Below are 17315 nucleotides of genomic sequence, written 5' to 3'. Positions count from 1 at the left end.
ACAAAAAATTTTCTCAAAAAGGCCCGTGATCGGGCTGGGCGGCTCGATTGCCAGAACGGTGTGAAACGGCTATCGTTTCTGCCCAACGCACTGTGAAGGGAGGGGATATGGCGCTTCTCGTCTATATGACGGCGGCTTCGGCGGACGAGGCGGAACGCATCGCCGGGGATCTGGTGGAAAACGGCCTTGCGGCCTGCGTAAACATCATGGCCCCGATCCGCTCGGTCTATTCGTGGAAGGGAGAACTTTGCCGTTCCGAAGAGATCCCCTTCATCGCCAAGACGGACGACGATCGTTTTGAAGCGCTGGCCGTCCGGGTGCGTGCCTTGCACAGCTATGAGACCCCCTGCATCGTGGCCCTGCCCGTGGCACGGGGGGACGCGGATTTTCTCGCCTGGATCACCCAATCAACACACCCGGAGGAATAATGTCCATTTATGTCGCCGGTTCGCTGGCTTTTGACCGCATCATGTCCTTTAACGGCGCGTTCGCCGACCACATCCTTGCCGACAAGCTGCATATTTTGAACGTGAGCTTCCTCATCGACGGGCTGGTGGAAAAACGCGGCGGCTGCGCGGGGAACATCGCCTACACGCTGGCGCTGATGGGCGAAAAGCCGCTTATCCTCGCCACGGCGGGCAAGAACTTTTCCGAATACGGCGCGTTCCTCGAATCGAAAGGGATTTCGCTCGAAGGCGTCCGCATCATGAAGGATGAGTTTACCGCGAGCTGCACGCTGATTACCGACAAGAACAACAACCAGATCAACGGGTTCCATCCCGCCGCGATGGGGTTCCCGTGCGAGTACGCGTTCCCGCACGCCGACGCTTCCGCCGACTGGGGCATCGTATCCCCCAGCAACCTTGACGACATGAAGGTGCTTCCCCGTTTGTTCCGCGAAAAGGGCATCCGGTACATCTACGATCCCGGCCAGCAGATCCCGGCGCTTTCCGGCGACGATCTGCTTGACGCCATCACCGGTTCGGCCCTGCTCGTGACCAACGACTATGAGCTGGAGATGATCTGCAAGGCCACGCGGCGTACCCGCGCCGAGCTGCGCGCCCTGACCGGCGGCGTGATCACCACGCTCGGCGAACAGGGGTCGGTCATCAACAATGGCGAAGGGGGAACCGTGGGCATCGCCGCGCCCAAAACCGTGGCCGACCCCACCGGTGCGGGCGACTCGTTCCGCTCCGGCCTGCTCAAGGGCCTCCTGCACGGCCTCGACGTGCTCGCTTCCGCCCGGCTCGGCGCGACGTGCGCCAGCTACTGCATCGAACATCAGGGCACGCAGGAGCATGTGTTTACCTATGAGGATTTCGCCGCCCGCCACCGCGCCGCGTTCCACGAGGAACCGGGCGTGAAGTGGTAGGCACAGGGGGAGAGGGCCTTTCCGAAGGGCGGGGAGGCTCCTTTGTCCCGCAGCCTTCTTTGGGGCTAGGCTGGGGGCAGCTTGGCTGCCCCATGCCCTCCGGGGCTCCCTGCAACACAGCTCAACCTCTAAATAAGGGATTGCGCCCCTCCGGGGGCTCATCTGCCCCGCAGAGCCTTCCCCTGCCGCTTTCGGAGGGATAGGCCGGTGGGTGTCTATGCGGCGTTTGGAAAACAGGTGGTTTGCTTGACGGCGAAACGGCGTGATCCGTTTCGGCATTTCTGAGTGGAGACAGCAGATGTTCAAAATCATTATTCCCATTTTGGTCATCGCGTTGGCGGCCTTTGTCGGCATGAACGCCAAGGGCGGGCTTATCCGGGGCGTGGCCGACGGCATGTTGGTATCGCCCGCCCGTCCCGCCGTGGCTGTGAAGCCCGCCGCCGATTTTGCCTCCGTCGACGCCCGGCGCGTGGATCTTTCGCCTTCGGTACAGAACGGCATGCTTCAGGCTACCTCGGTACAGGCCGTGTATGCCATGTACAGCCGCCCGCAGGCGCCGGCGCACCTTGTCGCGCTCCTGGCGGTTTCCCAGAACGGCGAAACATGGCCCGTGGAACCGGAACCCGGTTTCCCCCCGATCAGGCACAAGAAGCAGGACATCAATGGTTTTTCCGGGTTTGCGGATACCTATGTTTTGGACTCGAAGGATGACCCGTGGGCTTCCGACGAGCCGGGACTGTGGGAGAACGGCAGCCTCGTCCGCCGCTTTACCTTTGTCCTGTGGTTCTACAAGGCCAAGCTCATCGTCGAATACCGCGAGCCCCTCCCCGCGCCTTCCGATATGCCGCTTGAGGACAATATCCCCCTGCTGGCGGCTTTCGAGGCAAGGGCATTGGAAGCCTTCCAACTGCTGAACGGCGATCCCAAAAACGGCGGCGTGGAACTTCCCCGGCCCAAGGAAAAGCTCCCCTATCCGCCCGCGGGCATCAATCGGCAGGCGCTCACCGATTTTATCGGTACGCTCTGGGATATGAAGAAATAGGGGCCCGGCCCATACGTTGCGGCAACAGCGGGTGAAGCGGGAAAACGGCACGCTGGCCGCCGTGCGGAAAGCCGAACCCCTCAAGGGGCGACGAACTGCTTGCGTGCTTGGGAAAAATCCGGCTGCCACAGCCGCTATCGGCGGGGTGGACACGGACAACCGGGGCATGGACGGCGAAAACGGCTACCCGGAGGCGTCGGCAAAGGAAGCGGCCTCCCGCACCGGCAGGGGCGGGGATGAAAAGCTCTCCTATCCGCCTGCGGGCATCAATCGGCAGGCGCTCACCGATTTTATCGGCACGCTCTGGGATATGAAGAGGGCCCGGCCCAAACCTTGCGGCAACAGCGGGTGACGCGGGAAAACGGCACGTCAGCCGCCGTGAGGAAAGCTGAACGCCTCAAGGGGCGGCGGAACTGCGTGCTTGGGAAAAATCCGGCTGCCACAGCCGCCATCGGCGGGGTGGATACGGACAACCGGGGCATGGGCGGCGAACCGGCTACCCGGAGGCGTCGGCAAAGGAAGCGGCCTCCCGCATCGGCAGGGGGCGGGGGATGAAAAGCTCCCCTATCCGCCCGCGGGCATCAATCGGCAGGCACTCACCGATTTTATCGGCACGCTCTGGGATATGAAGAAATAGGGGCCCGGCCCAAACCTTGCGGCAACAGCGGGTGACGCGGGAAAACGGCACGCTGGCCGCTGTGCGGAAAGCTGAACGCCTCAAGGGGCGACGAACTGCTTGCGTGCTTGGGAAAAATCCGGCTGCCACAGCCGCCATCGGCGGGATGGACACGGACAACCGGGGCATGGACGGCGAAAACGGCTACCCGGAGGCGTCGGCAAAGGAGGCGGCCTCCCGCACCGGCAGGGAACGGGGGATGATGCCTGACAAGCAGCCTGAGCATGGTGGGCCGACGGGCAGGGCGCAGGAAAGCGGCAGGATTCGAGCTGGAATGACCGAGATACAAAAAAGAACTCTTATCGGGTGCGCATGTGCTGTGTCATGCGAAACCCTTTTTGGCCTTAGCTATTTATTTACAAAGAAAATAACATCGGACGTCGATGCTGTGACGTTGCTGGGGTGGCGCTTTTTACTGGCGTTCATCATGATGAATATTTTATTGGCTACAGGATATATAAATATAAACATAAAGAAGAAACATTTGCCATCTTTGCTAAAGATAGCCTTTCTTCAGCCGATAGCCTATTTTTCATGTGAGACGTTTGGAATACAGATGACGACGGCTTCAGAGAGCGGGGCCATCATTGCGAGTATCCCAATAGCCTCACTCGCCGCATCAATCCTTTTTCTGCACAAAAAACCGACAAGGTTTCAAACTTTCGGCATTTGCTTAACGGTGCTTGGGGTGGTCGTTTGTGTAATTGCAAAGGGATTCGAGTCTTCTTTCAACGGGATCGGCTATATAATGCTATGTATGGCCGTATTGTCTTACAGCTTGTACTGCGTTTCTGCTGAAAAAGCATATGCAATAACAAATATTGAAAAGACATATGCCATGATCGCGTGCGGAGCCTGCTTTTTTACTACTATGGCGATAGGAATGAGCATAGCCGCAGGTACTGCCGTTGATTGGTTCATGCTGCCGTTTCAAAATACGGAATTCCTGTTTTCCGTTATATATCTTGGGATCGCATCTTCCGTCCTGTCTTTTTTATTGTTCAATATGTCAATATCATATATTGGAACGAATAAAGCCTCATCGTTTGTGGGCATATCAACGGCAGTATCCATATTGGCCGGTGTTTTTGTGCTTGATGAAGATTTTTCAGCTATGCAATGTTACGGGACGCTCATAATACTGCTCGGCGTCTATATAGCAAATATGAAAAGCGGGCTTTTGAAGCGTTAGTTTTGGCTGTGTTATAGAAAGTGGTTGATACTTTTTTCTTTGAAGATCTAAAGGGATAACATGCAAAATACCTTAACCGTGGATCCCGCCAAGGGGAAAACCGGAGAAAAAGGCTGTATTTTTACCTCACTGTGGAGATGAAACAATCACAAACTATAACAGAGCCTTAGTTTTTTGCCTTGGCTGTGCCATAGAAAATGGCTGATGCCTTTCTCCTTGAAGTTCCATAGGCATAACCAATAAAATGCCTTAGTCATGGATTCCGTTAAGGGAAAACCGGACAAAAAGCTGTATTTTCAGTATGTTGTGGTGATAAAAACAATCATATACCCTGACAGGGGCCTTGTTTTTACAGGGGCATACCCGCAAGAAAACGGTTTCGCATCGGGCACCTTCGATGCGAAACCGTTTTCTTGCAGGGAACGCCTTTTCTTGTGAAACGCCCTACCAGCGGCGGAACCTGCGCGGCTCTGGCGGGAACGCGCGGGAGCCGCAGCCTTGGCGGAGCATTTTTTCGGCGATGGCGGGGGCGCTGCGGACAGGCCCGCTGTCGAACCCGTAGGTGCGGGCCGTGGTAAAAAGCCCTTCAAGCAGCAGGCAATAGGTATCGGCGAGCTGGTCGGGGTCGGGGGCCTCCGCCTTGGCGAGCAGGTTCCGCACGTCCGCCCGCAAGGAAGCCCGCTGTTCGCGCACGCGCACGCAGATGTGGTGTTCCGGGTCGGTATAATCGGTCATCAGGTGCATGAACACGTTGCCGCTGTATCCGGGCTGTGAGACAAGCTCATGAATGGACTGGAAAAACGCCAGAAGCTGGCGGGCGGGTTCATTGGGATATTGATCCTGCGCCTGATCCCAAATCCGCCGGAATGCGGCTTCCCACTGATCCATACAGGCCAAGACCAGTTCTTCCTTGGAAGGGAAACAGCGGTAAAGGGTCATTTTTTTGATGCCTGCGGCCTGTGCGATGGCGTCGACGCTTACGGCCTGAACGCCGCTTTGACGGAACATCCGTTCCGCGATGCCGAGAACCCGTTCGCGGGTGACGGCGAGAGGCGTGCGCTGGCGGCGTTCTGTGGCGGGAGTGGCGGGGGCAGTCCCTTTTGTTTCCATGACTTCTCCTATACGACGACTCCGGCGGAAGGCTTGCCGGTGTTGCAGAGGACATCGCCGGACGCGGCCCGGAAATGTCGTTTCCCGGGCCGCGTCATGGGCGGTTACAGGACTTTTTTCTTCGTCCAGCCATGTTCCGTTGCCGCGTTTTCGGCTGCGGAGCCGCCGAGGACGCATACCGTCCCGGCTTTGGCCGCTTCAGCCATGACGTCGGCGAATTCCGTGAAGTGGCGGCGGGTCGTGCCGAGCATCTCCTCGCGCATCTGCTGGCGCAGATCGTCGCGGTCGTCCGTCAGGTGGCGGGACAGCGACGCGGCTCCCCGTGCGTCGGGCAGGAGATAGGTATCAAGATCGCCGATGGCCCCCACGATGGCAAGCGTCAGGTCGCGGTCGGAAAGATCCAGCTTCCGCAGGTAATCGGCGGTCGCGTCGTAGGTGGCGAGGGTCTTTTCGACATTGGGGTCGCGGTAGGAAACCAGCGCCAGTGAGCCGCTCATGCGATCGAGCGCGCAGAACGCGCCGTACGCGCCGCCCTGCACGCGAACCTGATCCCACAGCCAGCCCATGCGCAGGTGCCGGGTGATGACGTGCGCGGAACCGTGCCACGTATAGCCGAGATCGTAGATGTTGCAACCCTTCCCGACGTAGTTGACCTGCGCGGGCACGATGAGGGCTTCGTTCGCCGCGGCCTTGAGCGGTTCGCGTTCCAGCGGCACGGAGAAGGCCGTGGGCAGGGCGCGGCCGAGCGCGGCGGCGTAGGGCTGCACGGCGGCGAGGGTGCCCGCGTCGGCGGTGAGGTTGAGGATGGCGTCCTGACGGTTCAGGATGAGGCCGCGCAGGATTTCGAGATCCGCGCGCACGCTGTCCCAGTCGCTGACCACGCGCTCGGACAGGGCACGGATGGCTTCAAGGTAGGTGATGCCGCCGATGGCTTCGCTGATCCGTCCGGCAAGGCTGTAGGCCGCGCGCAGGCGGGCGATGACCGTGCCGTGCCCGGCGGGGATGAGCGACTGCTCAAGGCGGGCGCGCTCCTCCAGCACCATCTGGGTGAACCGCTGCGGGTTGTCGAAGTTGGTGTCGGTGAGGACTTCGGCCATGAGCGAGAACAGGTCGTCGGCCTTGTCCGCCGTGGCCTTGCCGCCGAGGCAGAGCTTGGCGACGGGCATCCGGGTGCCGCGCATGGTGGCGACGAGGGGCGCGGCGTCCATGCCGCCGGTCTTGGAGGCCAGCAGGGTGCCGAGCTCCACGAAATCGCGCCTGGACGTGCCCATTTCCGTAAGGCTGCGGCCCATGAGCGGGACGAGGGGCAGGAGTTCGGCGGGCACGGCGTCCAGCGGGAAGAGGATTTCCGCATACAGGATGCCGGACGTGTCGATGTCGTGGGCGAGGATGGCCAGATCGCCCGCCCTGCCTTCTTCCTTGGGCAGGATTACGTTCTCGCGGGGCAGATCCGCAAGGGTCAGGCTCGGTATGGCGGCGAGGGCTTCGGGGCTGTCCGGGGCCTGCTGGCTGGCGCGCAGGGCTTCGGTGCGGGCCACGATTTCCTTGTGGTCTTCATCGGAAAGGGCGTCGTAGATGCGCTGGAGCCTGGCGGCTTCGGCGGCTTCGCGCTCGGCGGCAAGGCCGGAATCCGGGGTCAGGATGACCGTGGAGCGGTGCCCGTTGTCGAGGAACCAGCGCCTGATGGCGCCTTCAAAGACCTTTTCCCCGGAAGCGAGGCGGGCCTTGAGGGCGGCGAGGGGCTTTTCCCACGCCAGCGGGGCGATGGGGTCGCCGTCGTACAGCCATGTGGCGAGGCTGCGGATCATGGCGGCGAGGCCGCGCGGGAACCGCCCCGAATTGTTTTCGCGCAGGTCGAATTCCACGCTGTTCACGGCGGCTTCCACGGCTGCGGCGGGGATGCCGTTTTCCGCAAGCTCGGCCAGCGTTTCCATGACCAGCATTTCCACGTCCCCGGCGGTGCCGGGCGTGATGGAGCGCAGGCCCACGGAGAAGAACGTCTGGCGCAGATCCGTTTCAAGGCCGCCGCCGGTGAGGTCTTCTCCGAGGCCGGATTCGATCAGCGCCTTGCGCAGGGGCGAACCGGGCAGGCCGAGGAGGATGTGCTCCAGCATTTCCAGCACGAGGAGCTCGCCCGTGTCGGCGGTTTCGCACGTCAGCCAGTTGAGGGTCACATGCCCCTTGTCGCCGTCTTCGCCGGAGGCATAGGGGAATTCAAGCTGGCGGGGCACGTCGAGGCGCGGCTGGAGCGGCACGGCGCTGTCGGTCTCGCGGGCCGTGAAGCGCGACAGGTACGGCTCAAGCAGCGCGAAACGCCGTTCTTCGGGGTCGTCGCCCCAGAAGAAGAAGCGGGTGTTGGACGGGTGGTAGTGCGACTCGTGGAACGCTTTGAAGGCCTTGTAGGTAAGCTGGGGGATGACTTCGGGGTTGCCGCCAGAGTCGAGGCCGTAGGTCATGTCCGGGAACAGGGACTGCTGGGAGTGCTCCGCCAGCACGGAGTCCGGCGAGGAATACACGCCCTTCATTTCGTTGAAGACAACGCCTTTGTAGCGGAGCGGCCCGGCGGGGCTGTCGGCTTCGATGTGCCAGCCTTCCTGCTGGAAGCAGTTCTCGTCGATGCGGGGGAAGAATACGGCGTCAAGGTAGACGTCGACGAGGTTGTAGAAATCCTGAAGGTTGGCGCTGGCGACCGGGTAGCAGGTCTTGTCCGGGAAGGTGAAGGCGTTGAGGAAGGTCTGGAGCGACCCTTTGAGCAGTTCGACGAAGGGTTCCTTCACCGGGTACTTTTCCGAGCCGCAGAGCACGGAGTGTTCGAGGATGTGGGCTACGCCGGTGGAGTCTTTCGGGGGGGTGCGGAACGTCGCGCCGAAGCACTTGTTCTCGTCGCTGTTGGTTATGGAGAGCAGCTCCGCGCCGGTGGCGTCGTGCCGCCACAGTTTGACGGTGCCGGAAACTTCGGAAAGCCTTTCCTCGCGCACGAGGCTAAAGCCGTGGGTATTCATCTTGATCTCCTTATATCGCAGAAAGGCTCGGAGAAAGGGCCCGCCGCACAGCGGGCGTTTTCCTTCCGGGCCTCCCTTCTCCGGCGGCTTTGCCCCGGAGCGCTGCAGTCCGTTCACATGGGCGGCCGCAGCCGCCCGCCGCCATTACGGGAAAGAATAACGCAATGGTATATTTCTCTGAATGACATCGACCCGTAGAGTGGTCAAGAGGGGATTATCAGCGTTCTCAGCCAAGGAACCTTTCTTCTTTTCCGTATGGTTCCGTCATAGCATGCGGTTGTTTTCCCTTTACCGTACGGTGAAACTACAGGGAGTTTCTCCATATTTTCCGCCGATGGACTCCGCGCCCGGGGCCTTTTGCCGGTTATTCCCTTGGGGTTTCAAGAAATGAAGCATCAACCGTTTCCTACGGCGCAGCCTTCCGTACAAGCCGGGGAAAATCCGCTCCGGCCCAAGCGCGTAAGACGGATCAGGCCGTCTTCCGCACAAACTGGGGAAAATTGAAAGACCTCTAATAAGGAATGCAGAATATCGCAGTCTTCCGCACAAGCCGGGGAAAATGCTGCCGGACGGCAGGCCGTTCCCAAGAATGGGCGTCCCTTGGGGCTGTCAGGCATGTCCTTTTCCCCGCCGCCATTTCTTCCCAGTGGTTCTTGGCCGTATGGAAAGATGCATGCCCTGCCGTTTCAGGGGCAAGAAAGCGGACAGCGGCCTTTGTCCGCGCGAAAAGATGGGCGCCAGCCTTGCGGGGATACGGGAAACGGGCCGGAAACGTTTTCCCGGCCCGTTGCGGCGAGGCTGCCGTCAGTACGGATTGAAGCGGCAAGGACGGCTTGCCTTTTGGCCCGCCGCCCCTGCGTTTGTCGCCCTATTCCTTTCCCATGAGCTGCCGGGCCAAATGTTCGGCGAGTTCGGCGTCTTCCTGCGGTTTCCTGCCGCTGATGCCGACGCCGCCGATGCAGCACCCCGTTTCGTCGAATACGGGCACGCCTCCGGGCAGCGCGGAGAAGCCCGGATCGCAGAAGTCCGCGATGGAGAGGTTTTCCCGGACGAGGCGGTCGTGGAATGCCTGCGTGGTCGATTCCATGCGCATGGCGGTGTATGCCTTGCTCCGGGCGATGGCTTCGGCGCGTTCGGGGGTGCCGTCCAGACTGAGGAATGCGGCGAGCTTGCCCGTGCGGTTGACGACGGCGGCGCAGACGGGAGCGCCCCCGGCGGCCTCGGATTCGAGCCGGTTCAGCACGCCCAGCACGGCGCGGAACGGAATGGCGTTGTTCATGGTGAGGTTTCCTCGGTTAGCGTTCCATGTACTCGATCAAGTCCCGTACCTGAAGGACGGGCATATCGTGCAGTTGGGAGAAGGCCATGATTTCGGGGAGCCGGGCCATCGTGCCGTCGGGGTTGGTGAGTTCGCACAAGACGCCGTAGGGCGGCAGCCCCGCAAGGCGCATGAGATCCACGCTGGCCTCGGTGTGCCCGGCGCGCTCGCGCACGCCGCCGGATCTCGCGCACAGGGGGAACACGTGTCCGGGGTGGTTCAGGTCGCCGGGGACGGCACCGTCGGCGATGGCGGTACGGATGGTCTTCACGCGGTCGGCGGCGGAAACGCCGGTGGTGACGCCTTCGGCGGCCTCAATGGAAATGGTGAAGGCCGTGCGGTTCCTGCAGGTGTTGTTTGCCACCATTTGAGGCAGTTCGAGCTGGCGAACCTTGTCTTCCGGCAGGCAGAGGCAGACGATGCCGCTGCATTCGCGGATAAGCAGGGCCATCTGCTCGTTGGTGATGGAGACGGCGGGGAAGATGATGTCGCCTTCATTTTCGCGATCCTCATCGTCCACGACAAGGACGCCCCGGCCTTTGCGGACGGCGGCGACGGCGGCTTCCACGCGTTCATTGGGGGTGGTGGTGAACTGATGCTGGCTCATGATGCTCTCCAATGCGTTGGATGTGCAGCATCAGGGCGACAGACAGGAGCGCCGCGGCGGAACGCCGCAGCCCGGGAGCTGTGCATGTTGAGGCTCTCGCGGCGCACGGATGCGCCGGCTGTCCATTTCTCTTTCATCCGGACTGTTACCGTCGGCTCCGGCTTCTCACCGGATCTGCTGACCGCTCCACATGGAGGGCGCTCGCGGGCTCTCCCCGAATCTGGGGAATACCGCCGGTGGGGACTTTCACCCCGCCCTGAGAACGGCAGGAGTGTAGGCGGGCGCCCCCATCCTGTCAATCCTCCACGGATGCGGGCGTGGAGCGTTTTCCAGAATTGGAATTATTTTTATACACAGGAATTGACATAAGTGAATACAGCATTATCTCTTGGTTACAAAAGTTATCCACAGGAGGTTGTTGTTATGGAAACTACTCGTAATCATGGTTCGTGCTGCGGTCATCACGGCGCTGCTTCCGCTCCTGCCCACCGTACAGCCGCCCCCGCCCCTCAGGGCTATACCCCGGTGGATCAGCTCCACAATGAAATCGACAGGCTTTTTGGCGACTTTTTCGGCGGGTTCTTCTCGCCGTGGAGGGCGTTCTCCGGCATGGCCCCGCGGGCTGCCGACAATGCCCCCGATATGCTGATCCCCCATATGGATTTGTCCGTGACCGATACGGCGTACAAGGCCACGGTTGAGCTCCCCGGCGTGCCGCAGGATCAGGTCAATATCGAAGTCCGCGACAACATGCTGATTGTCGAGGGCGAAAAGAAAAACGAAACCGAGGATAAGGACGAAAAGAAGGGCTATTACCGGATGGAGCGTTCATACGGCTCGTTCCGCCGCGTGCTCTCCCTGCCGGAAGACGTCGAAACCGACAAGATCACCGCGACCCACAAGGATGGCGTGCTGAGCATCGAGATCCCCCGCAAGGAACCCGAAAAGCCCGCCGCCCGCAAGATTGAGGTTGTGAAAGGCGAATAACTGATGCGCTTGGGGAGGAGCCCCTCCGCGGGCCTCCCCCCGCCTTCCCTCGTGAACCTCTGAGAATATGCATGAGGGGCCTTCCCAGGGCTGTTTTTCCCAGATTTTGCGTCCGCCGGCATCCGCCATCCGAACGCGAAAACGGCCCATGATGTCATGTTGCGGTTCACCTCGCCCTTGCGCTCCTCCGCCGGGGCAGTTGCGGAAACCGGGAATGCTGGTCATTCCCGGTTTTTTTGTCGCCTTGTTTTTCCACGCTGGCGGGGAGCCCCATGAAGGATAAATTCGGCCTCGCGCGCCGCGGATGTTTTTGGCCATGTCCTAGGCTGTGTCGCCATTTTACATATAATTATTTGAAAATTATTGAAATGATCATTTTGCGGCTTGAAAAAAAATTAAATAATTTCAATAGATTATATCTAATTGACGACACAGCCCAGAAAGTGGCTGATGTTTTTTTCCTTGAGGTTCCAAAGGCATAACCGACAAAATGCCTCAGCCGTGAGTCCCGCCAATGGGAAACTGGAGAAAAAGGCCATACTTTCACCGTATTGTGGAGATGAAACAACCACATGCCATGACAGGGCCATGTTTTTCCACACCCGGCGGGGAGCCCCATCCGGGGAGGCTCGTCATAACCTGCGCCCGGCCTTTTCCCGCACCCGGCAGTGTGCCCCTGTGCGGCTGTTGCTTCTGACGCCCGGCATGGAGGCGGACGCATGAGGGAGCGTGGCCCCGTGCCGCCGCTCCCCTTCATGGGCATATGCCTTTTCCCACGCCGTGCCTCTCCTTTCGCCGCCGGGGAAGGCCGCAAGCGGGGATTCGATACTGTGGAGATGAAACAACCACATGCCATGACAGGGCCATGTTTTTCCACACCCGGCGGGGAGCCTCATCCGGGGAGGCTCGTCATAACCTGCGCCCGGCCTTTTCCCGTGCCCGGCAGGGTGCCCCTGTGCGGCTGTTGCTTCTGACGCCCGGCATGGAGACGGACGCATGAGGGCGTGTGGCCCCGTGCCGCCGCTCCCCTTCATGGGCATATGCCTTTTCCCACGCCGTGCTTCTCCTTTCGCCGCCGGGGAAGGCCGCAAGCGGGGTTCGATACTGTGGAGATGAAACAACCACATGCCATGACAGGGCCATGTTTTTCCACACCCGGCGGGGAGCCCCATCCGGGGAGGCTTGTCATAACCTGCGCCCGGCCTTTTCCCGCACCCGGCAGGGTGCCCCTGTGCGGCGGTTGTTTCTGACGCCCGGCATGGAGGCGGACGCATGAGGGAGTGTGGCCCCGTGCCGCCGCTCTCCTTCATGGGCATATGCCTTTTCCCACGCCGTGCCTCTCCTTTCGCCGCCGGGGAAGGCCGCAAGCGGAGATTCGATACTGTGGAGATGAAACAACCACATGCCATGACAGGGCCATGTTTTTCCACACCCGGCGGGGAACCCCATCCGGGGAGGCTCGTCATAACCTGCGCCCGGCCTTTTCCCGCACCCGGCAGTGCGCCCCTGTGCGGCGGTTGCTTTTGACGCCCGGCATGGAGGCGGACGCATGAGGGAGCGTGGCCCCGTGCCGCCGCTCTCCTTCATGGGCATATGCCTTTTCCCACGCCGTGCCTCTCCTTTCGCCGCCGGGGAAGGCCGCAAGCGGGGATTCGATAAGCGTGAAAGTCTTGGGAGGGAGAGGGGGAGGTTTGGAGGGGGGGAGGGAACCTTTCTCCAGAAAGGTTCCCTCCCCCCCTCCAAGTCCCACCCATCCATCTATCCACCCCCCTGTCATTCGCCTTGACGATACGGGCGGAAAAAAGGAAACTTCCTCCTTTACAACCATAGAAGGAACTTGCCATGTCTCCCATTCCCATGCGTTCACTGGTCCGGGGCTTCAAGCCCTACACGGCAGGGCTCTCCATCGACGAGATCCGCGAGAAGTACGGCATCGAACGGGTCATCAAGCTCGCCAGCAATGAAAACCCTCTCGGAACCTCTCCGCTGGTTCAGCATACGCTGGAAACGCATGCGGGACTGGCATTCCGTTATCCGCAGGCCGGAAACCCCCGCCTTGTGAAGGCCATCGCCGCCCATCACGGCGTATCGCCCTCCCGTGTCATCGTGGGAAACGGCTCCGATGAAGTCATCGACCTGCTGTTCCGCATCTGCGCCGAGCCGGGCGTGAACAACGCGGCGGCCTTCAAGCCCTGCTTCGGCATCTACACGACGCAGGCCGCCCTGTGCGGCGTGGAGCTGCGCCAGACCCCGGTGAACGCCGACTTCTCGTTCCCGTGGGATAACCTGCTCAAACTGGTGGACGGCAATACGTCCCTCGTGTTCGTCACCACGCCCGACAACCCGTCGGGGTACACGCCTCCGGCAGCGGAACTCGAAAGGCTGGCGAAGGCGCTGCCCGACACCTGCCTGCTCGTGCTGGACGAAGCCTACATGGACTTCACCGACGACGAGGCGGATTACTCGCTGGCGAAGCGGCTGGACGAATTCCCCAACGTGATCATTTCGCGCACGTTCTCCAAGAGCTTCGGCATGGCCGGGCTCCGCCTCGGCTACGCCATCGTGCCGGAGGAGCTGGCCGATCACTACTGGCGTGTGCGCCTGCCTTTCTCGGTGAACCTGATGGCTGAGGAGGCCGGGATCGCCGCGCTGCAAGACGTGGCGTTCCATGATGAGACCATACGGGTGGTTCGCGAAGGCCGCGCGTGGCTCACCGGGGAGCTCACAAAGCTCGGATGCCGCGTGTTTCCTTCCCAGTCGAACTTCCTCATGTTCGAGCTTCCGGCGGACGGCCCCAGCGCCGCCGCCCTGTTTGAGGATTTGCTGCGCCGCGGGATCATCCTGCGTCCGCTGACCAGCTACGGCCTGCCCCGGAACCTCCGCGTATCCGTGGGGACGGCTGAAGAAAATGCCATGCTTATCAACGCAATGCGGGAACTGCTGTAATCATGAAGTGTCTGCCTATCATCACATTGGACGGCCCCGCCGGGGTCGGCAAATCCACCCTCGCCAAGCGCCTCGCCACCATTCTGGGGATTCCCTATCTGGATACCGGGGCCATGTTCCGTACCATAGCCCTGCGCCTCGGGCCGGGCGCGGAAACGCTGCCGGAAGACGAACTGAGGGCGCGCTGCAACGCCTTCCGCTTTAAGTTGCAGGGCGGCGGGGAGGGCTCCGTATTGTTGTGCAACGATGTCCCCGTGGGCCGCGAAATCCGCACCGAAGAAGTCGGGCGGCTCGCTTCGCGTCTCGCCACGTCCACGGTGGTTCGCGATTACTTGAAAGAAGCCCAGCGGTCGCTTGGGGAGTCCGGTCTGGTCGCCGAAGGCCGCGACATGGGCACCGTGGTGTTCCCCACGGCGCGGTTCAAGTTCTTCCTTGATGCAAGGCCGGAAGTGCGCGGGATGCGCCGTTTTGAGGAGTTGCAGGCCAAGGGCGAACCCGCCGATCTCGCGCAGATCACCGAAATGATCCGCCAGCGCGACGACATGGATCGCAACCGGGCCGTCGCGCCCCTCAAGCCCGCCGCCGACGCCGTGATCGTCGATACCTCGGATCTCGATATTGACGGCGTCCTGAAGGTGCTGACGGATACGGTGGCGGCCTCCTCGGAACGTATCGTGCGGGAAGTGCGCTGCTGCCCGAAAGATGCCGTTGAAGGTGCCGCTTCCGGGGTGCGCGACGCCGCGTTTTCCCACATGGCCGGGGACGGCTCCATCAGCATGGTGGACGTGGGGGGCAAGGACGTCACCAAGCGCATCGCCATCGTGCGCGGGGCCGTGGAGATGAACGCCCATACGCTCGGCCTGCTCAAGGAACACGCCCTGCCCAAGGGCGACGTGCTGGTCACGGCGCAGGTCGCCGGGATCATGGCGGCGAAGCGGACTTCGGAGCTTATCCCGTTGTGCCATCCCGTGCCGCTGAGTTTTGTGGACGTGCGCTTTGAGATTCAGGATGAGCCGCCCGCCGTGCTGATCGAATCCGAAGCCCGGACGAGCGACCGCACCGGCGTGGAGATGGAAGCCATCATCGCCGCCCAGGTTGCGGCGGCGACCATTTACGATATGTGCAAGGCCGTTCAGAAGGATATGGTTATCCGCGACGTGCGGCTTGTGCACAAATCCGGGGGGCGCACGGGCACGTTCGAGCGCCGCAAGCCCTCCGTGGGGCGGCCCTGATCATGCTGGCCTATCCGAACATCAGCCCGGTCGCCCTGAGCCTTGGCCCCGTGCAGGTTCACTGGTACGGGCTTATGTATTTGTTCGCCTTTCTGACCGGGTGGGGGCTGGCGCGCTGGCGTGCGTCCCGTCCCGCGTGGGCTGCGGCGGGCTGGAGCGGGCAGAAGGTCGATGACCTGTTGACGTGGATCATGCTCGGCGTGGTGGCGGGCGGGCGCTTCGGGTATGTGCTGTTTTACGATTTGCCCGCGTATCTCGATCAGCCGTCCGAGATTTTCAAGATCTGGAACGGCGGCATGTCGTTCCACGGCGGGCTCATCGGCGTGCTGCTGATGGGCTGGTGGTGGAGCCGCCGCAACAAGAAGAAGTTCATGGACGTGGTGGATTTCGTCGCGCCCCTCGTCCCGCCGGGCCTGTTCTTTGGGCGCATCGGGAACTTCATCAACGGCGAGCTGTGGGGCGGGGTTACGGACGGCCCCTTGGGGATGGTGTTCCCCACGGGCGGCCCGCTGCCGCGCCATCCTTCGCAGTTGTATGAGGCCGGGCTTGAAGGGCTGGTCATGTTCGCCGTCCTGTGGGCCTATTCGTCCAAGATCCGCCCCACCGGGCGCGTTTCCGGCCTGTTCGCGGTGCTGTACGGCGTATTCCGTTTTGCCGTGGAGTTTGTCCGCCAGCCAGATCCGCAGCTCGGCTATCTGGCTTTCGGCTGGCTCACGATGGGTCAGCTTTTGTGTGTTCCTTTGCTCATCGCTGGGTTCTGGCTGTTGTTCAGGCCGGTGAAGGCATGAAGCATTGGGGAGGGGAAGGGGAACCTTTCTGGAGAAAGGTTCCCCTTCCCCTCCCCAAACCCCTCCCTTTCCCCTCCCAAGACTTTCGCGTTTATCGAATCCCTATTGGCAGGCTTTCCCACCGATGGGAGCCGGGTTTTCTTTTGGGGCTGTGTCATAGGAAACGGTTGATGCTTTGTTTCTTGAAATTCCAAAGGAATAACTCATAAAATGCCCCAATTATGGAGCCCGCCAGCGAGAAAAATCGGAGAAAAAGCCTATATTTTCATCATATTGTGAAAAATAAAATAACCATATGCTATAACGGAGCTTTTTATTCTCTCTCTCTCTCTCTCTCTCTCTCTCTCTCTCTCTCTCTCTCTCTCTCCTCTGGAGTTCTCTCGGCATCATCGGTATCGCTTTGGTGGTGCTCTCGCGAGAGAGTTCTAGGTTGTGTCGTTAATTGTATAATATGTTAAAATTACTTAATTATTTTTGATTTACAAAAATATTTTTAATAATTTAAAATTGTTGCATGTAAAATGATGACACAGCCTAGGATACGATAATGGCTTTTCTGTATGGCCTTGTCATGGCATGTGGTTGTTTCATCTCCACAGCTCGGTGAAAATACAGTCTTTTTCTCTAGTTTTCCCCTTGGCGGAATCTACAGCTGAGGCATTTTGCTGGTTATCCTTTTGGAGCTTCAAGGAAAAAACATCAACCGTTTTCTACGGCACAGCCTTGTATATTACGCGCGCTCTCGCGGGAGTTCTTTTAAATTGTAGCATCTTTATTTTTATTTATTGGCATATATCTCGCGCTGAAGGACATGTCGTTACACTGTACGATACAGTGTAAGTTGCTTGCGCACTGAAATTTCTTGTGGGAAGCGGAAAAGGCCCGGCTTGAGGAACTTTCTCATAAGGGAGCTTTTGTCATGGCATGTATAATTGCCTCATCCCCACAGCATGGTCAAAATGCAGTATTTTTCTTTTGGTGAATTCTAAGGTTAAGGGGGAAAACAGCCATCCACGGCTGCGTCATGGGAAATGGCTGATGCT

Annotated in this window: 14 protein-coding genes, 1 pseudogene and 1 riboswitch; of the genes and pseudogenes, 11 read left to right on the top strand and 4 right to left on the bottom strand. The window is 60.3% G+C overall.

All coding sequences use genetic code 11. From position 1 onward, the window contains the following. Positions 1 to 107: 107 nt before the first annotated feature. The 6 genes from cutA to AC6I1V_RS08795 all read left to right on the top strand — a co-directional run bounded on the left by cutA (position 108) and on the right by AC6I1V_RS08795 (position 4282). On the top strand, positions 108 to 428 hold the full coding sequence (gene cutA / locus AC6I1V_RS08820) for a divalent-cation tolerance protein CutA (protein WP_308772046.1): 321 nt from the start codon (positions 108 to 110) through the stop codon (positions 426 to 428). Beyond that, on the top strand, positions 428 to 1372 hold the full coding sequence (locus AC6I1V_RS08815; RefSeq protein WP_486854206.1) for a carbohydrate kinase family protein: 945 nt from the start codon (positions 428 to 430) through the stop codon (positions 1370 to 1372). Before cutA ends, AC6I1V_RS08815 begins: the two co-directional genes overlap by 1 nt. Before the next feature lie 298 nt (positions 1373 to 1670). Then, a complete protein-coding gene (locus tag AC6I1V_RS08810) occupies positions 1671 to 2414 on the top strand; it encodes a DUF4851 domain-containing protein (protein ID WP_486854207.1) in 744 nt (247 codons plus the stop codon). Positions 2415 to 2430: 16 nt separating this feature from the next. Further along, positions 2431 to 2766, top strand: a complete 336-nt coding sequence (locus AC6I1V_RS08805; protein WP_486854208.1) for a hypothetical protein — start codon at positions 2431 to 2433, stop codon at positions 2764 to 2766. Further along, positions 2748 to 2969 (top strand): tautomerase, encoded by a 222-nt coding sequence (locus AC6I1V_RS08800; RefSeq protein ID WP_486854209.1) that lies wholly within the window; start codon positions 2748 to 2750, stop codon positions 2967 to 2969. Before AC6I1V_RS08805 ends, AC6I1V_RS08800 begins: the two co-directional genes overlap by 19 nt. Positions 2970 to 3067: 98 nt before the next feature. Beyond that, on the top strand, positions 3068 to 4282 hold the full coding sequence (locus tag AC6I1V_RS08795) for a DMT family transporter (RefSeq protein ID WP_486854210.1): 1215 nt from the start codon (positions 3068 to 3070) through the stop codon (positions 4280 to 4282). Positions 4283 to 4726: 444 nt separating this feature from the next. On the opposite strand, the gene AC6I1V_RS08790 is transcribed toward AC6I1V_RS08795, so the two are convergent. The 4 genes from AC6I1V_RS08790 to ribB all read right to left on the bottom strand — a co-directional run bounded on the left by AC6I1V_RS08790 (position 4727) and on the right by ribB (position 10319). Beyond that, entirely contained in the window at positions 4727 to 5392 is a 666-nt protein-coding gene (locus tag AC6I1V_RS08790) for a TetR/AcrR family transcriptional regulator (RefSeq protein WP_302553090.1), read from the bottom strand. Positions 5393 to 5496: 104 nt separating this feature from the next. Continuing rightward, positions 5497 to 8394, bottom strand: coding sequence for an insulinase family protein (locus AC6I1V_RS08785; RefSeq protein ID WP_486854211.1), 2898 nt, complete (start codon positions 8392 to 8394; stop codon positions 5497 to 5499). A gap of 868 nt (positions 8395 to 9262) precedes the next feature. After that, entirely contained in the window at positions 9263 to 9673 is a 411-nt protein-coding gene (locus AC6I1V_RS08780) for a GlcG/HbpS family heme-binding protein (protein WP_486854212.1), read from the bottom strand. A gap of 16 nt (positions 9674 to 9689) precedes the next feature. Beyond that, positions 9690 to 10319 carry a 3,4-dihydroxy-2-butanone-4-phosphate synthase gene (gene ribB, locus AC6I1V_RS08775; protein ID WP_486850243.1) on the bottom strand — a complete coding sequence of 210 codons (630 nt, stop codon included), beginning with the start codon at positions 10317 to 10319 and terminating at the stop codon, positions 9690 to 9692. 121 nt (positions 10320 to 10440) lie between these two features. Next, positions 10441 to 10587, bottom strand: a riboswitch (FMN riboswitch). A 155-nt stretch (positions 10588 to 10742) separates the two neighbouring features. Between ribB and AC6I1V_RS08770 the strand changes: the two genes are divergently transcribed. The 5 genes and pseudogenes from AC6I1V_RS08770 to lgt all read left to right on the top strand — a co-directional run bounded on the left by AC6I1V_RS08770 (position 10743) and on the right by lgt (position 16272). Next, positions 10743 to 11306 carry an Hsp20/alpha crystallin family protein gene (locus AC6I1V_RS08770; protein WP_308771267.1) on the top strand — a complete coding sequence of 188 codons (564 nt, stop codon included), beginning with the start codon at positions 10743 to 10745 and terminating at the stop codon, positions 11304 to 11306. A gap of 1842 nt (positions 11307 to 13148) precedes the next feature. Continuing rightward, positions 13149 to 14252: a histidinol-phosphate transaminase gene (gene hisC, locus AC6I1V_RS08765; RefSeq protein WP_486854548.1), complete on the top strand. Its 1104-nt coding sequence runs from the start codon at positions 13149 to 13151 to the stop codon at positions 14250 to 14252. A gap of 2 nt (positions 14253 to 14254) precedes the next feature. Continuing rightward, a pseudogene (cmk, locus tag AC6I1V_RS08760) lies at positions 14255 to 14893 on the top strand ((d)CMP kinase); the annotation flags it as partial. Further along, positions 14888 to 15484, top strand: a complete 597-nt coding sequence (gene moaC / locus AC6I1V_RS08755) for a cyclic pyranopterin monophosphate synthase MoaC (protein ID WP_497737102.1) — start codon at positions 14888 to 14890, stop codon at positions 15482 to 15484. The pseudogene cmk and the gene moaC, both read left to right, overlap by 6 nt. A gap of 2 nt (positions 15485 to 15486) precedes the next feature. Next, entirely contained in the window at positions 15487 to 16272 is a 786-nt protein-coding gene (gene lgt, locus AC6I1V_RS08750; RefSeq protein WP_308772229.1) for a prolipoprotein diacylglyceryl transferase, read from the top strand. The last annotated feature ends 1043 nt before the right edge of the window (positions 16273 to 17315 follow it).

Source organism: Bilophila sp. T19-St14 (assembly GCF_059728385.1).
Note: the sequence above shows the minus strand (reverse complement) of the source record. Positions and strands in the feature narration are given on the sequence as shown.

What these genes read in the sequence shown, in the direction of transcription:
- cutA (WP_308772046.1), top strand. Translation starts at nt 108, where the DNA reads ATGGCGCTTCTCGTCTATATGACGGCGGCTTCGGCGGACGAGGCGGAA.
- AC6I1V_RS08815 (WP_486854206.1), top strand. Translation starts at nt 428, where the DNA reads ATGTCCATTTATGTCGCCGGTTCGCTGGCTTTTGACCGCATCATGTCC.
- AC6I1V_RS08810 (WP_486854207.1), top strand. Translation starts at nt 1,671, where the DNA reads ATGTTCAAAATCATTATTCCCATTTTGGTCATCGCGTTGGCGGCCTTT.
- AC6I1V_RS08790 (WP_302553090.1), bottom strand. Translation starts at nt 5,392, where the DNA reads ATGGAAACAAAAGGGACTGCCCCCGCCACTCCCGCCACAGAACGCCGC.
- AC6I1V_RS08785 (WP_486854211.1), bottom strand. Translation starts at nt 8,394, where the DNA reads ATGAATACCCACGGCTTTAGCCTCGTGCGCGAGGAAAGGCTTTCCGAA.
- AC6I1V_RS08780 (WP_486854212.1), bottom strand. Translation starts at nt 9,673, where the DNA reads ATGAACAACGCCATTCCGTTCCGCGCCGTGCTGGGCGTGCTGAACCGG.
- ribB (WP_486850243.1), bottom strand. Translation starts at nt 10,319, where the DNA reads ATGAGCCAGCATCAGTTCACCACCACCCCCAATGAACGCGTGGAAGCC.
- AC6I1V_RS08770 (WP_308771267.1), top strand. Translation starts at nt 10,743, where the DNA reads ATGGAAACTACTCGTAATCATGGTTCGTGCTGCGGTCATCACGGCGCT.
- hisC (WP_486854548.1), top strand. Translation starts at nt 13,149, where the DNA reads ATGTCTCCCATTCCCATGCGTTCACTGGTCCGGGGCTTCAAGCCCTAC.
- lgt (WP_308772229.1), top strand. Translation starts at nt 15,487, where the DNA reads ATGCTGGCCTATCCGAACATCAGCCCGGTCGCCCTGAGCCTTGGCCCC.